At 55.5% G+C, this 14,440-nt stretch carries 18 protein-coding genes and 1 other RNA gene; 8 read left to right on the top strand and 11 right to left on the bottom strand.

Translation table 11 applies throughout. The features are described 5' to 3' along the window. Positions 1 to 3: 3 nt before the first annotated feature. The 4 genes from RHJ31_RS07925 to rimI all read right to left on the bottom strand — a co-directional run bounded on the left by RHJ31_RS07925 (position 4) and on the right by rimI (position 3,290). Positions 4 to 942 carry a TIGR01777 family oxidoreductase gene (locus RHJ31_RS07925; protein WP_302676217.1) on the bottom strand — a complete coding sequence of 313 codons (939 nt, stop codon included), beginning with the start codon at positions 940 to 942 and terminating at the stop codon, positions 4 to 6. Positions 943 to 948: 6 nt separating this feature from the next. After that, entirely contained in the window at positions 949 to 1,392 is a 444-nt protein-coding gene (locus RHJ31_RS07920; protein ID WP_310828371.1) for a ChuX/HutX family heme-like substrate-binding protein, read from the bottom strand. 80 nt (positions 1,393 to 1,472) lie between these two features. Next, positions 1,473 to 2,648, bottom strand: a complete 1,176-nt coding sequence (locus RHJ31_RS07915; RefSeq protein ID WP_286626689.1) for a transaldolase — start codon at positions 2,646 to 2,648, stop codon at positions 1,473 to 1,475. Positions 2,649 to 2,747: 99 nt separating this feature from the next. Beyond that, positions 2,748 to 3,290 carry a ribosomal protein S18-alanine N-acetyltransferase gene (gene rimI, locus RHJ31_RS07910; protein ID WP_302676215.1) on the bottom strand — a complete coding sequence of 181 codons (543 nt, stop codon included), beginning with the start codon at positions 3,288 to 3,290 and terminating at the stop codon, positions 2,748 to 2,750. 61 nt (positions 3,291 to 3,351) lie between these two features. Between rimI and RHJ31_RS07905 the strand changes: the two genes are divergently transcribed. The 6 genes from RHJ31_RS07905 (at position 3,352) to ald (ending at position 7,420) form a co-directional block, all read left to right on the top strand. Further along, positions 3,352 to 3,729: a DUF2996 domain-containing protein gene (locus RHJ31_RS07905; protein WP_310445776.1), complete on the top strand. Its 378-nt coding sequence runs from the start codon at positions 3,352 to 3,354 to the stop codon at positions 3,727 to 3,729. After that, positions 3,701 to 4,210, top strand: a complete 510-nt coding sequence (locus tag RHJ31_RS07900) for a peroxiredoxin (RefSeq protein ID WP_225901532.1) — start codon at positions 3,701 to 3,703, stop codon at positions 4,208 to 4,210. Before RHJ31_RS07905 ends, RHJ31_RS07900 begins: the two co-directional genes overlap by 29 nt. A 98-nt stretch (positions 4,211 to 4,308) precedes the next feature. After that, positions 4,309 to 5,031, top strand: coding sequence for a DUF928 domain-containing protein (locus tag RHJ31_RS07895; protein ID WP_149818368.1), 723 nt, complete (start codon positions 4,309 to 4,311; stop codon positions 5,029 to 5,031). Between the two features lie 7 nt (positions 5,032 to 5,038). Further along, positions 5,039 to 5,403, top strand: an RNA gene (gene rnpB, locus RHJ31_RS07890) — RNase P RNA component class A. Positions 5,404 to 5,472: 69 nt separating this feature from the next. Continuing rightward, positions 5,473 to 6,321 carry a prephenate dehydratase gene (gene pheA, locus RHJ31_RS07885; RefSeq protein ID WP_302676213.1) on the top strand — a complete coding sequence of 283 codons (849 nt, stop codon included), beginning with the start codon at positions 5,473 to 5,475 and terminating at the stop codon, positions 6,319 to 6,321. A gap of 7 nt (positions 6,322 to 6,328) precedes the next feature. Beyond that, positions 6,329 to 7,420, top strand: coding sequence for an alanine dehydrogenase (ald, locus tag RHJ31_RS07880; protein WP_302676212.1), 1,092 nt, complete (start codon positions 6,329 to 6,331; stop codon positions 7,418 to 7,420). Between the two features lie 91 nt (positions 7,421 to 7,511). On the opposite strand, the gene RHJ31_RS13255 is transcribed toward ald, so the two are convergent. After that, on the bottom strand, positions 7,512 to 7,745 hold the full coding sequence (locus RHJ31_RS13255) for a hypothetical protein (protein ID WP_302676211.1): 234 nt from the start codon (positions 7,743 to 7,745) through the stop codon (positions 7,512 to 7,514). Positions 7,746 to 8,081: 336 nt separating this feature from the next. Next, on the bottom strand, positions 8,082 to 8,939 hold the full coding sequence (locus tag RHJ31_RS07870) for a phosphatidate cytidylyltransferase (protein WP_302676210.1): 858 nt from the start codon (positions 8,937 to 8,939) through the stop codon (positions 8,082 to 8,084). A 247-nt stretch (positions 8,940 to 9,186) separates the two neighbouring features. On the opposite strand from RHJ31_RS07870, the gene RHJ31_RS07865 reads away from it, so the two are divergent. Beyond that, the gene (locus tag RHJ31_RS07865; RefSeq protein WP_149818375.1) at positions 9,187 to 9,852 is read left to right on the top strand and encodes a sigma-70 family RNA polymerase sigma factor; all 666 of its coding nucleotides are present in this window, start codon (positions 9,187 to 9,189) and stop codon (positions 9,850 to 9,852) included. A 41-nt stretch (positions 9,853 to 9,893) separates the two neighbouring features. Next, positions 9,894 to 10,430: an anti-sigma factor gene (locus tag RHJ31_RS07860; RefSeq protein ID WP_302676209.1), complete on the top strand. Its 537-nt coding sequence runs from the start codon at positions 9,894 to 9,896 to the stop codon at positions 10,428 to 10,430. On the opposite strand, the gene RHJ31_RS07855 is transcribed toward RHJ31_RS07860, so the two are convergent. The 5 genes from RHJ31_RS07855 to RHJ31_RS07835 form a co-directional block, all read right to left on the bottom strand. After that, the gene (locus RHJ31_RS07855) at positions 10,414 to 11,340 is read right to left on the bottom strand and encodes an NAD(P)H-dependent glycerol-3-phosphate dehydrogenase (RefSeq protein ID WP_302676208.1); all 927 of its coding nucleotides are present in this window, start codon (positions 11,338 to 11,340) and stop codon (positions 10,414 to 10,416) included. The two genes, RHJ31_RS07860 and RHJ31_RS07855, sit on opposite strands and share 17 nt — an antisense overlap. Before the next feature lie 12 nt (positions 11,341 to 11,352). Beyond that, positions 11,353 to 11,673: a hypothetical protein gene (locus RHJ31_RS07850; protein ID WP_302676207.1), complete on the bottom strand. Its 321-nt coding sequence runs from the start codon at positions 11,671 to 11,673 to the stop codon at positions 11,353 to 11,355. 99 nt (positions 11,674 to 11,772) lie between these two features. Beyond that, the gene (locus tag RHJ31_RS07845) at positions 11,773 to 12,627 is read right to left on the bottom strand and encodes a DUF6671 family protein (protein WP_302676206.1); all 855 of its coding nucleotides are present in this window, start codon (positions 12,625 to 12,627) and stop codon (positions 11,773 to 11,775) included. Continuing rightward, the gene (locus tag RHJ31_RS07840; RefSeq protein ID WP_302676205.1) at positions 12,620 to 13,390 is read right to left on the bottom strand and encodes an ABC transporter ATP-binding protein; all 771 of its coding nucleotides are present in this window, start codon (positions 13,388 to 13,390) and stop codon (positions 12,620 to 12,622) included. The genes RHJ31_RS07845 and RHJ31_RS07840 overlap by 8 nt, the downstream gene beginning before the upstream one ends. Continuing rightward, positions 13,391 to 14,422: a serine hydrolase gene (locus RHJ31_RS07835; RefSeq protein ID WP_310445774.1), complete on the bottom strand. Its 1,032-nt coding sequence runs from the start codon at positions 14,420 to 14,422 to the stop codon at positions 13,391 to 13,393. It lies immediately after the preceding gene. Positions 14,423 to 14,440 lie beyond the last annotated feature (18 nt).

Raw genomic sequence — 14,440 nt, 5'->3', positions numbered from 1 at the left:
AAACTAGCGGGAACCATCAGTATATCGTGGTTTGAGGAGGTTGGTGAGAGCTGCCTTGGCGTTGGGGTAGTCAAATTGAAATCCCGTAGCCAGCGTCCGCTCCGGCAAGACCCGCTGCCCCTTGAGCACCACATCGGCACCTTCCCCCAGCAGCAATTGGAGGACGGCGGCGGGCACAGGCAACCAAGAGGGGCGCTGCATCACCTCTCCTAATACCCGGCAAAAGTCCGCCATCGTCAGTGGCTCTGGGGCGGTGGCATTGTAAACCCCCTGCATTCCCGCTTGATCCACTGCGGCCAGAATCAGGCGCACTAAATCCTGCTGATGGATCCACGAAAACCACTGCTGACCCGACCCAAGGGGCCCCCCTAGGTATAACTGAAAGGGCAATAGGAGCTTGGCCAGTGCCCCCTGCTCGCCGAGGACAATGCCAAAACGCAGAATCACGAACCGCACCCCTAAATCCGTTACCCCTTGGGCAGCCGCTTCCCAGTCCACACAGACCTTGGCCAGAAAATCATTTCCCGCTGCATGGGTTTCGACAAACGTTTCTGTATCGCTAGTGCCGTAGTAGCCAATGGCAGAGGTCGAGACCAATACCCGCGGGCGCTGTTGACATTGGGCGATCGCCCGCACCAACTGCTGTGTGCCGACAACCCGGCTATCGTAGATCTCCTGTTTGCGCTGCGCTGTCCAGCGACCATTGGCAAGGGGTTCTCCTGCCAAGTTAATTACTGCATCCGCCCCCTCAAGGGCAGCAAACCAGTCCCCAGCGGCTTTGGGGGTATAGCCCACCCATTCAACATGGGTCATGCCAGCGAATTGTTTGGCGGCTTTCGCCGGGGAGCGTACTAAGGCAACCACGTGATCGCCGCGATCGCTGAGGGCGCTGACGACCTGCTGCCCGACAAATCCAGTAGCACCGGTTACAACGACTCTCATAGATCCCTATCCATGGGTTGCGCTGGACGCTTTTGCCTCAAGGTCGGCCACCACGGGTTGCCACTCTGTACCGTAGCGTTCCCGCAGGGCGTGCCAAGCTGCCACTTGACCTGCGGCGTATTCACCGGGCTTACCCCACTGCAAAAAGGCACTGAGGACGGATTTCTCATTGGCATCGAGAAAGCGAATGGCGTAGGTAGGAAAGTTGCCCCGCTTGGCTTGCCCTTCCTCAAAGCGAATTTTGGCCACCTGATCCATATTCAAGTGAAACTCAAAGTCCTCCGTGTGCATATTGGCATAGCGCCCCTTGGGCAGTTCAGCATAGAAAACCTTGGTGAGGGGCGATCGCACCTCCAGAACGGCAGTTTCGTTTGTAACCACAAGGCGCAGTAGCCCCAATTGCTCACAATCCCTGAGAAATTGCTGAAAGGAGGGAGAAGTATCAGACATCGTTGGTGCATCAGCCATGAACGCTTCTTCCACTGTGACGCACAGAGGATGCTGATGCAAGACTGCCAAGTTGGTCTTTGTTATTTGGCCTTGGCCAAGTGCAGCACCACCCCCAAGCCTGCTCCCATGTCCTCCGGGGTCACCTTACCATCGTGGTTGGCATCGAGGGCATCAAACACTGCATCCGTTCCCAGCCACTCTTCGCGGGTAATAATGCCATCGCCATCGAGGTCATAGACATGGAAGAGTTCTTCTGCTGCATGGGTGAGGGTTTCCGCCCCTTCAAGGCGGGCCAGTCGCTGCGTCAAGAGATCCTCAAGGGTCTCCAGTGCCTTGGTGAAGCCCTTAATGCCCTCATCCAGTTTTTCACTGGCCATCTCATCAGCCGCGTGCATCTTGCGGAAGGTGGCTTCATCCATAGCGACTTTTTCAATGTCAAGGGTGGCAGCGATCGCCGGATCCAGTTTGCGTTTTAGCTCGCCACTGGTGTTTTGTAGCTCCTGTAGCAGTGCCGGTGAAATCGTCAGCAGATCACAACCCGCCAGTTCAATAATTTCGCCAATGTTGCGGAAGCTGGCGCCCATCACTTCCGTGGGGTAGCCGAATTTCTTGTAGTAGTTGTAGATTTTGGTGACGGAAATCACCCCTGGATCCTCAGGCCCTGGATACTCGGCACGACCTGTTTTTTTCTTGTACCAGTCGAGAATGCGCCCAACAAAGGGGGAAATCAATGTCACACCCGCCTCAGCGCAGGCGATCGCCTGATGGAAGCCAAACAGCAGGGTTAAATTGCAGTGAATGCCCTCTTTTTCGAGAATTTCGGCAGCGCGGATGCCTTCCCAGGTCGAGGCAATTTTAATCAGCACGCGATCGCGCCCCACGCCTGCGGCTTCGTATTGGCCAATCAACTCCCGCGCCTTTTGCACTGTAGCTTCTGTATCGTAGGAGAGCCGCGCATCTACTTCCGTTGAGACCCGACCGGGGATAATTTGCAAAATTTTCAAGCCAAAGGCCACCGCCAAGCGATCCACAGCAAGGGAGACAATCTCACGGGGAGTAGCACCAGACCCCAAATCAGCTTTGGCTTTGCGCAGGGTTTCATCCACAATGGGCTGGTACTCCTTCATTTGGGCAGCAGCCGTAATCAACGAGGGATTGGTGGTGGCATCACGGGGGGTGAATTTTTCGATGGCGAGGATGTCTCCCGTATCGGCGACCACAACTGTCATTTGTCGCAACTGTTCCAGCAAGTTCATGGGACAAGTCTCCCAAACGTGTCCCTTTCATTATCGTTCGCCAGCCCAAGGGTCGGGGAAAGCGCCGTAACAAAGCGCAATATGTCACCCCTCGGCTCTCTAGGTGTCATCGATGAGCGACCAACCTTGCGCCTCAACCCGCGATCGCCAGTGCTGCCAGTGCTGCTCAAGTTCCTGCCCCATTTCGGGAGTATTGAGGTGATTGCGCCAAAGAATCAGGGCATCCTCTGGGGGGTTCTCGTAGTAGTGGGGACGCCGTCCGACCAGTTCAAAGCCAAAGTGCTGATAGAGTCGTTGGGCGGCTGCATTGCTGGCGCGTACTTCCAACGTTGCCCACTGGCGATCGCCCCCTTGATGCCCCAGTTGCAAGAGCCGACATAGGAGTAACCCTGCTAACCCCTGCCGCCGGTACTGCGGATGCACCATCAACAGCACTAGGTGCAATTCATCGGCAATCCCCCAGCTCACGCCACAGCCCCACACCCCATCAAGGGTGGCCACCACCAGCAGCGTATGTTGCGGATTCTCCAACTCACGGGCATAGCCTTGGTGCGACCAAAAGCCCCCCAGACACACCTGATCCAGTTGAACGATGCTATCTAAATCCTTAATCGTTGGGCGTCGTAATTCTAATTGCCCCATGGCCGTTGCCTGCAAGGGAGAGTGCTATCATGCAGAGGAAATGGTACCCTATAGCAGCGCTATGGCAGAAGAGACGCCCACCCAAGCCCCCAAAAAAGAAAAGCCCCCCGCCATTGAGGATAAACCCTTTGCTGAGTTTATTAATGAGGCTTTTTTGCCTGCTCTCCAGAACGCCCTCAGCGCCAAAGTGGGGGATGTGAGTCTGCGCCTAGAGGAGAATACCGTGATGGGTGAGTGGGGCAAGGGAATGTATCAGTTTCGCCTCTACTTCCTAGAGGGGGATATCCAAGGGCCGAAGGCTTTTGTCTGTAGCAGCGGTGGCATTGCCCCCAGCACCATTGAGCCATTTTTGGGGGATGAGCGTAAAGTAACGCTTGATCTACTGGTCTTTGGGGTGATGCAGCGCCTGAATGGCCAAAAGTGGTTGGGAGGCAATTAGCGAGAGTATGGCCACAGCAATTCAAGTGGGCGATCGCGCCCCTGATTTTGAACTCACGGCTGCCGATGGCCGCAAGGTGAAGCTCTCCGACTTTCGTGGCAAAAAGAACGTTGTCCTCTACTTTTACCCCGCCTCAGAAACCCCCGGCTGCACGATTCAAGCCTGTGCCTTTCGCGATGCCTACAGTGTTTTCCAAGAACTGGGCGCTGAAGTGATTGGCATTAGTGGCGACCCCGTGGAGCGGCAGCAGGGCTTCCAGAAAAATCACCAACTCCCCTTTCTCGTCCTCAGTGATCCCGGCAACAAGGTTCGCCAGCAGTATGGTGCCTCTTCGCTCTTTGGTCTCTTTCCGGGGCGAGTCACCTATGTCATTGATCAAGAGGGTGTGGTGCGCTACGTTTTTGACTCTATGCTCAACTTCAAAGCCCACGTAGATGAGGCGCTCAAGATTTTGCGGCAGTTGGCCAGTGCCACTGCCTAGAGCAAGCGATCGCAATCACACCCCAACGGTAAACGAGTTCACTGCCAAGGCCGACTCCCTAGGGCTAGGGTAGAGCTATTCTTCTTAGGAGTTTGGCCATGCGTTCCTACCTTGCCCTTGTACCTGCGGTGACCCTCTTTCTGTTGCCCCTTGGTTCTCTCAGCCTTGCGCAGGGAACGACCCCTGTGGTGAGCCAGCCTTCCAGTCTTGTGGCGCGGCTGCGGGCGAATCTGCCGAACCGTGGTGTTCCCGGTAGTCGCTTTGGGGGGGCAACCCGTGGAGCCTGTGTTAGCGGCAGTGAACGTTTAACCGCCTTACTCCCTGATACCCACCTTGGCCAAACGGCTGTGGCGACACCAACCCTCTTTGTTTTTGTGCCCAAGAGCAAAGCCACGCAGGGGGAAGTGGTGATTGCTGATGCTGAGCATCGTCCCCTAGCAACAATGGTGGTGGATCTACCCGCTGAACCGGGGATTCTGGCACTGAAGCCCAATGTGCAACTCCAACCCGGCCAAGACTACCGCTGGACCTTTACCCTACTGTGTGGTGCTGATGCCGATGATCCCTCCGCCTTTATCTCTGTCAGTGGCGTGATTTCGCGGGTGCAGCCGGCCACGGATTTGGCAAAGCAACTTCAGGGCAAGAGTGGGGGCGATCGCCTTGGGGCAGCAGTTGATGCGGGTCTTTGGTATGAAACCTTGGCGATTTTGGCCGAGCTGCAAGGGAATGAAGCCACACGGAACCTAGCCCGCAGTGAATGGGTCGCCGTATTATCTGCCGTTGGTCTAGGGAGTATTGCCCAAGCGCCCCTAGTACAATAAAACTGAATGAGTTAGCGCGGTGGTTGCGGGAGTCTCTCACTCCTGAGGAAAGTCCGGGCTTCCGAAAGACCAAGCTTGCTGGGTAACGCCCAGTGCGGGTGACCGCGAGGATAGTGCCACAGAAATATACCGCCGATGGAGGGAAACCTCACAGGCAAGGGTGCAACGGTGCGGTAAGAGCGCACCAGCAACATCGAGAGGTGTTGGCTCGGTAAACCCCGGCTGGAAGCAAGGTGTGCTAGCGCTAAGGAACCAGGGTTGGTCTTTTCCCCAGTTCTTTGCTAGCCAGAGCCGCTAGAGGCACTTGGTAACAAGTGTCCCAGATAGATAACCACCCTTTGAACAGAACCCGGCTTACGTCTAACTCATTCATTAGACCCTTTTGCAAATCCCTTGTGAGGATGTGTCCTTGAGTCTTTGCCCCCCTTGTCTAGATCCTCTATGGTGAAGCTGGGTTATCTTGGCCCAGTGGGCACCTACAGTGAAGAAGCCGCTCAAAGCTACGCCCAATGGCAACAGGGAGAACCCCTGACGCTGATTCCTTTGACGACGATCGCTGGCTGTTTGGAGGCGTTGGCCGCCGGCGAGTTGGATTTGGCGCTAGTCCCCAGTGAAAATTCCGTTGAGGGCAGTGTCAACATTACCCTTGATTCACTATGGCGACTGGATACGCTGCACATTCAGTACGCCTTTATCCGCCCCATTGTCCATGCCTTCATTGCCCAAACCACAGATTTCGCCCAAATTCAAGCGGTCTATTCCCATCCCCAAGCTCTCGGGCAGTGCCAGCGCTGGTTACAAGCCCATCTTTCCCATGCTCGCCAATGTCCGGTGACCTCCACCGCCGAAGGGCTGCAATACGTGGCTCAATCCGATCGGGTGGCGGCGATCGCCTCCGTGCGAGCCGCCCAACTCCATCAACTACCCATTGTCGCCACCGAAATTCAGGATATTCCCGACAATTGCACGCGGTTTTGGGTGGTGAGTCGCCAACAGGGGGACGGCTGGCCCCAGCCGGGGGATACCCACACTTCCATTGCCTTTAGCCTGAAGGCCAATGCCCCCGGTGCCCTGCTCAAGGTGCTGCAACTCTTTAGCGATCGCAAGATTAACCTCAGCCGCATTGAATCGCGCCCCAGCAAACGTGCTTTGGGGGATTATCTCTTCTTTGTTGACCTAGAGGTGAATGGTCGCCCTGATGTGGTGGCTGATTGTCTGCTGGCGCTTAAGGACGCTACAGATGTGTTGAAAGTCTTTGGTAGTTATCAATTTCTAGACCTCGGAGAATAGATTGGCCATGCGTATCGGTGTCCCCAAAGAAATCAAGGATCAAGAATTCCGCGTCGGTCTGACGCCAGCGGGGGTACAAAGTCTGCGGGAACGCGGCCATGAGGTTCTCATTGAAAGTGGCGCGGGGGTGGGTTCTGGCTTCCTCGATGAAGCCTATGTTGCCGCAGGTGCCCAAATTGTGGCCACGGCTCAAGCCGCGTGGGATGCCCAACTGGTGGTCAAAGTCAAGGAACCCTTGCCCTCGGAGTATCGCTATTTGCGTTCTGGCCAACTGCTCTTTACCTACTTGCACCTTGCCGCTAGTCGGGAGCTGACGGTGGCTCTGTTGGAATCGGGGATTACCGCGATCGCCTATGAAAGTGTTGAAGAAACGCATCATCACCAACGCAGCTTCCCGCTGCTAACCCCCATGAGCATGATTGCTGGTCGCTTGGCGGTGCAGTTTGGTGCCCGCTTCCTAGAGCGTACCCAAGGGGGGCGGGGAGTGCTCCTCAGTGGCATTCCGGGGGTGCGGCCGGGGCGGGTTGTCATTTTAGGGGGCGGTGTCGTCGGCACCGAAGCGGCGCGGATGGCTGTGGGTTTGGGGGCACAGGTGAGCATTCTCGATATTAATGTCGAGCGTCTCAAGTACCTAGAAACCCTCTTTGGCGCGCGGGTGGAGTACCTCTACAGCAGTTCTCACCTCATTGCTGAGCTATTGCCGCAAGCGGACTTAGTGATTGGTGCTGTCCTTGTGCCGGGTCAGCGTCCTCCCTGTTTGGTGCCCAAGTCCCTTGTGCAAACGATGCGCCCCGGCGCTGTGATTATTGATGTGGCCGTGGATCAAGGGGGCTGTGTGGAAACGCTGCGACCCACGACCCATTCCAACCCCACCTATACCGCCTTTGGTGTGGTTCACTATGGCGTGCCGAATATGCCGGGAGCTGTGCCTTGGACAGCCACCCAAGCCCTGACGAATAGCACCTTGCCCTATATTCTTTGCCTCGCCGATCATGGCGATCGCGCCCTCGAACTCTCCCCTGCCCTTGCCAAGGGTCTAGTGGTCAAGCAGCACCATTTAGTCCATCCCGATGTGCGGGTTGTCTTTCCTGATCTTTAGGCGGACGATCAAGTACCTCTGGACAGGCTGAGCCCCGTTCTCATTGACGCTCATCCCGCTAAGGCTAGGCGTATAGCAGGAGATTCCCCGTTCACAGCATCTCTACGAAAAACCTAGGCCGTGCTAGTTGAAGTCCGTCCGAGGTGGAGAGAAAGTATTCCAGGCCAACATCGAGGCCAACCACCCGCTTCAAGACTTGCTGCAATGTTTGGGCGTTAACCGACGCTAAATCAGGGTTGGTCTGCTTTGCTTGGGTTAATCCTTGGCACTGCACGTTGAAGCTGGGGTAGGGGGCATCCGCTGGGATGATGTACTCGCTAGGCACAGAGCAGGCATTGACTGGACATTTGCGCGAAGCAATCCAGTCTTTGCGCTCCCTCAGCGCATCATTTCAAACTTGGCGACACACGTCTAGATCGTAGTCGATCTGCTTAGCCTGCTGCTGGGTTAGTTTTAGTTTGTACTCGTACGTCAGGGTGATCATGAGTGGACTATAGCTATCAGTCGCACCCGATGTTCGGTGCTAGCTCAATATATCCAGCAACAAGCTGAGATTGAGTGACTGCTCCCTGCGGTCGCCCGCCGCCTCACCACTACCTAACCGCTTTGCGGTATAGACGGAGCACTGCGGCGAATTTTGGTAGATTGAATGGCAAGAAACTCATTGACACAAGGGCAATAGTAACGTCACAAAGTAAAACACAAGGGGTGCCGTAAAAACATAGCTATCGGCGCGATCCAAAATGCCGCCATGCCCGGGAATCAACTGGCCAGAATCTTTGACGCCGGCATCCCGTTTCATCATTGACTCCGTTAAGTCCCCCAATAGACTGGCAATGCCAATCATGAGGCCAAACATTGCACCCAAAAGCCAAGGGAATGGCCAGCCGAGGGAATGTGCTCCCCAAAGGGCGACGCCTAAACTCCCTAAAACGCCAAACACTGCCCCTTCTACGGTTTTCTTGGGACTGATGTGGGAAAGCCGTGTCCGGCCAAAGAGCTTACCAACAGCATAGGCACCAATATCTGCCGCCCAAATACAGACAAAGGCCAAGAGGGTTACCTGCAACCCCAAGGGCAAAGCGGTGAGTTGAAACTGCTCTGGCCAAAATCCTCCCAAAGGTAATGTTGCCTGTTGCTCCAATCCCCGCAAGCGCACCCAATAGCTTGGCAAATAGCCGCCGTAAAATAGCCCCATGATTGAAGTGGAAATGTCGGCGATCGAGGCCAGCTTGGGTTGAAATAGCAAGTAGAAGCAAATGAAGGTACCTGCGACGGGAAAGACAGCATCCGCAAGGTCTGGACGCAGCAGTGAGGTGATCAGGAGCACTTGACTCACCACGAGGGTGGTTTTAGCGGCTGGTGCACTCCCTTTGGCACGGGCTAGCTCAAAGTATTCCAGTTGACCCAGATAAATCAGTGCCCCAATGCCCAGACAAAAATACCAACCGCCTAGAAAGGTCATCAGCAGCGCGAGAGCGATCGCGACAAGTCCACTGGCAATGCGGATCCAGAGCATGGTGGTGAGGGGCGGTGATAAGGGGTTACATTGAGCCGCGCGTTGAGTATTTGCGTAGCGCGTCCAAAGAACGATCGCCGCTACAATAAAAAGTTTAATCTAAATTCACCAACGTTAAGGAAACATTAACAGACTCGCAGCCAAAACAGGATGCATGGCAATGTCCTTGGCAAGCTATAACGGATCAGGGAACATCATGGGGGCAAGGGCGTCATGAAAAGCGATTGGTCTGAGGTCGATTGTATCCATGACATCCAGTCTTCCCCTTGCTTGGACGCGTGTTGAGGAGACCAGTGCTCGGGTGACGCTGCCGCTGACAAAACTTACACCCCAAGAGTTGGTTGTCCGCTGTCAAGCCGGCAGAACCCCAGATCGTGCTGCCTTTACTGAATTGTTGCGGCGATACCAATCCCATGTGGAGCGAATTATCTATCACCTCGCGCCCGACTGGGACGATCGCGCCGACCTTGTGCAAGAAGTCTGGATTCGGGTCTATCGCAACATTCACAAACTCCAAGACGCCAGCAAATTTCGGGGTTGGCTCAGCCGCATTGCCACCAACTTGTTTTACGATGAGTTGCGCAAACGCAAACGCCATCAACCGCCCCTGTCGCTGGATGCACCCCTGAAAACCCAAGAGGGTGAAATGAGCTGGGAACTTGCCGCCAGTGATGCCAGTCCCGATGACCGGTTGCGTACGGATGAATTTTATGATCAATTACGGCGGGCGATCGCCAACCTACCGGAAACCTTTCGGACAACGATTGTTCTGCGGGAAATTGAAGGCCTCTCCTACGAAGAAATTGCCCAAATCACTGGGGTTTCCCTCGGAACCGTGAAATCGCGAATCGCCCGTGCCCGACAGCGACTCCAACTAGAACTCCAACCCCACCTCGATCTCCCTTCAACCTGATGCGAATCACCCCTACCCTTTTCCTGCAAGGACAGACCCCTATGATGGACGAACTGGATCACTGCAAACGCGATACCTTTGAACTCCTGAGCGCCTACCTCGATGGTGAAGTGACGGCTGCAGAACGGCAACAGGTGGAAGCATGGCTGGCCACTGACCCTGAAGGCCAACGCCTCTATCAGCGACTCCTGACCCTCAAGCAACAGATGCAAGAACTGCCCGTACCCTTGACCCCCTGTCCAGCGGATCGTTTGGCCGCTGAAGTGATTGCTAAGGCCCATCGCCCCCGTCGTATTTGGGTCTTAGGGAGTGCAGGAGCAACCCTAGCGGCATCCTTCGTGGCAATGCTGACGGGTCTAATTCCCAATCCCTTCTCCAGTCTGCCTGTGGCTATCACCAGTCCTGCCGGCATTGAGCCAGCGGTATCTCCTCTATCGATTGAGCCAACGGCAGTTGGTTTGATGCTCAGTCTTGACCGTCCCCCTGTGGCCATTCCCGTCAGTGAAACGGCTCCTGCGGCGCTGCCGGCACCCAGGGCAAGTTCACAGCCCAGGACTGAAGCTACTGACCAGGAATAATCTCCGGCTTGAAGGGACGCTCCAAAAGACAGTTGAGAGCCGCTTGGGGAGTGAGGTCGCCCCTCAGAACGGCATTCACCATCGCCGTAATCGGCATCTCTAACTGGTGCTGCTGGGCATAGGTGCAGAGCACGCGAGCAGTGTTCACCCCTTCAGCCGTCCCCTTGGTCAGCGCTAGGGCTTGGGAGAGGGATTGACCTTGGGCAAGATGCCACCCCACTTGATAGTTGCGACTCAGGGCGCTGGTACAGGTGGCGAGGAGATCCCCTAACCCTGAAAGGCCGTAGAAAGTTTCCACTTGTCCGCCCCAGTGGGTACCCACCCGCACCATTTCCACCAGTCCTCGGGTAATCAGGGCAGAGCGGGCATTGACGCCAAGACCCAGACCATCATTGACGCCACAGGCGATCGCAATCACATTTTTGAAGATGCCCCCCATTTCCACACCCCGCCGATCCTCATTGCTATAGAGGCGAAAGGTGGTACTGCCCAAACAGTCTTGCACTGGCTTGGTGGCTGCTGGCTTTCCCCCCACCACTGCCGCTGCCGGTAGTCCCTGTTGAATTTCACCGGCCAAGTTGGGGCCAGAAAGAACGACGAGATCGTGATGCGGGCAGTAGGTTTGCCAAATATCCGCTGCTGTGGCAAAGGTTTCTGCTTCTAAACCCTTGGTGGCACTGACAAGGATGGTGTCTAGGGGGGGCTTGAGGGCGGCCACTTGGGCAGCGACTTCCCGCACAGCTTTGATGGGGAGAGCCGAAACCAATAAGTGAATCTCTTGGAAAAGAGCAGCCGAGAGTGCCCCCTGCGATCGCCCCCAGCAGGAGACCCTGCAGCCCTGTTGCTCAAATAGGTATGCCAGTGTTTGTCCCCAATGACCTAAGCCCAAAATCAATACCCTTGGGGACATACCATCCCCGTCCTAGGGCGTAACCGTTAGATTTTGAAATTGTTGCTGCTGTCGTTTGCGAAAGGCCTCTGCTTCAGCATTAAGATTTTCCATTTGATCCGCCACTACTTCGTTGGGATCGCGACCATCCATCAAACGCAGGCGATTCATCAGTCCGGGCACGGAAAAGTTGCCATTCTGGGGATTAAGAATGCTTCCCAAATCATTGGTATTGCCGTTTTGTTGCCAGCCTTCCATTGGGTTATTCGTGTTTGCAGTCTGGGCAAGCGCCATACCCCCGAGATTGAGAGTGAGTGCAGCAAGGGCAAGACTGGTGAGATAGCGAGGTGTCATGGGTCACTCCTCAAAACATGCGCTAGGAATGCAGACGATAGGATGGCTTAATCGGTGCCGAGGGCTGTACAAGGGATTATACCAAGTCTTTGTCCTTGCCTAGGGGTTGCAGAAGTAGCATTGACTGGGATCGGCAACGGCTTCAGGAACTGGCACTGTGAGTTGGTGCAAACAGCGTTGACAGCGGTAACGGCTGGCTTTGATGGCGCTGGTGGGTGCGCCACACCGTTCACAGGGTAGCCCCGGCAGTTTCTCACGAGCCACAAACCCCGGCCAACCACACTGAGGACAGCCCTGAGCCATTGCTTGAACGAGGTCAGCAGCCGCTTGAGCAATCACCTGCATGCGCGTCGGGTTCATGTGGGCCCGCATATCGGTTTCAAGGTGAATGGTGGGGCGATCGGTTTCCAAGGTGGCGATCGCCCTTTGCAACTGTTCCTCGCTTTGAATCCCTTTGAAAATTGGCGTATTGGGTAGAGGATCAGCCTGCGCCATCGCAATCAAACCATGTTCTGGAAAGCCCACCCACTCGGCAAAGGCCAAGGCCTCTTCAAGATTGCTCACGGTGGCATGGTTAAAGTTGGTTTGTAGGGAGAGCACCTCCCCCCGCAAGACAAGGTCATGGCGGCGATCCACAAGCAGGATGAGTTCGCGATCGCTCGGAAGCATCGGAAATTGCGGATGGGGGCCAAAGCTCCCCTCACTGGCAATCACTAAGTCTGCCTCCGTTTGTGCCAGCACCGCTTCTGCCTTGGCGAGAGCCGCCTCCTCTTGGGTGCCACAGCGGGGAATTTCACGGCTAAACGTGCCAAAGCGATCGCTATCAAAATCCGAGGCCACAACCACTGTTACCCCTAGACGCGCCAGCACCGGGGCGATCGCCTGCTCTTTGCCATGCTTGGTGGCAAGAATGGCTGTTCGTCCTTGGAAATAGGAATCCGTCGCCTTAAACATCACCGCCAAGGTATGCCTCAATCACCTTGGGATCATTTTTAACCGTCAGGGGATCCCCTAAAGCAATGAGTTGACCAAAGTCCAATACTGCCAAGCGATCGCACAAACTCATCACCAAGGGCACATGGTGCTCAATGAGAATCACCGTCAGGTCAAAGGTCTCCTTGAGGCGGCGAATTAACTCACAGAGGTCTTGCTTTTCCTTGGGGTTCATACCCGCAGCCGGTTCATCTAACAAGAGCAGGCGGGGTTGCAGTGCCAAGGCACGCGCCAGTTCAAGGCGGCGTTGTTCACCATAGGGTAAGTTGCCTGCCCGCTCGTGGCGCCGCTCATAGAGATTCACCCAGTAGAGGAGTTCCTTGGCGCGGTTTTCCAAGCGCTCCTGAACATACCGTACAGGCGCTGCTCCCCAGAGGTTTGCCCAAAAACTGGCAGGGGCATGGAGATGCTGTCCCATGCGCACATTCTCCCAAACACTCATTTCTGGAAAGAGGCGAATATTTTGAAAGGTGCGAGCAATGCCCAACCCAGCAATCTGGTGTGGCTTAAGCAGGTGCAGGGGCTGCTGCTGAAACTGAATTTCTCCTGAGGTGAGAGGAATTAACCCCGTCAGCAGGTTAAAAAGGGTGGTTTTACCAGCGCCATTGGGGCCAATAATGCCAAAAATCTCCCCCGTTGCCACGCTAAAGGACACGCGATCAACCGCCTTGAGGCCGCCAAAGTAGCGGCACACATTCTCTAAGGTCAGGAGTGGCTGCGACATCTAGGGCTGAGAAGGGGGAAGTTTCTCGAAGGCTTGGTAGGCCATGCGCGAGACTTGGCGAATGAGTTCACTACCTCGGGGATCATTGTAGGGGCGTTTCACCATCATTGCTGCCACATAGCGTTGGCCATTGGGCATATCCACCATGCCCGCATCTCCCACCACAATACCAATATCGCCAGTTTTGTGGGCAATCGTAGCCCCTTTGCCAAGGCCAGCAGGCAAGAGGGTATTAGTGACCGTGCGCCGCATAATGTCCAGCAGGCGATCGCGACTACGGGGGGAGACAATTTCCCCCTGACCAATTTTCAGCATCAGCGTTGCCAAGTCGCGGGGGCTAGTGGTGTTGGTGCCCTTCATATCCGGTAGCAGATTGTTGATCACTGTATTTTCTAAGCCCCATTCCTGAAACTGTTGGTTGAGCACGGCTGCGCCCCCAAGGCGATCAATAATCATATTCGTTGCCGTGTTGTCGCTAATGGTAATCATTAAATCGGCCACCTCAAGGGCAGGATACTGGGAATTGGGCTTTTGATACTGCAGCGTACCGGCCTCAGGGGCAATCAGATCCGGGCGCATGGTGAGGCGTTCATGGAGCGTGACTCGTCCCTCATCCACCGCCTTGAAAAAGGCAACAAGGATGGGAAATTTAATCGTAGAGGCCGCTGGAAAGACCGCATCGCCGCCTACATTCAGAGATGCCCCCGAGTCGAGGTTAAAAAAGTACAGCCCCGCCGTCAGATTGGGTTGACGGCTCACCAGTTGTTGAATTTGCTGTTGCAGAGTGGGGAGGGGACGTTCTGGGGGCAAGTTGGGGGTTGGTGTTTCAGGGGCGATCGCCTGACTGGCCGTGGTCTCTAGGGACAGTTTTTCAGGCTGCAACACCGACAGCAGTGTGCCGACTATGGTGGCAAGGGCAACCACACTGACGCCAAAGCGAAAAGTCATTAAGAACAAATTGGGACGGGGAGGCGTTGGGCTAGGAAGCGGTGCTGGATGAGACAGTGAGGAAAGCGTAGAGGACGAAACCATTGAACGCGACTGAGCAAC

The sequence above is a fragment of the Thermosynechococcus sp. JY1331 genome, from assembly GCF_031583475.1.
Classification (GTDB): Bacteria; Cyanobacteriota; Cyanobacteriia; order Thermosynechococcales; family Thermosynechococcaceae; genus Thermosynechococcus.
Note: the sequence above shows the minus strand (reverse complement) of the source record. Positions and strands in the feature narration are given on the sequence as shown.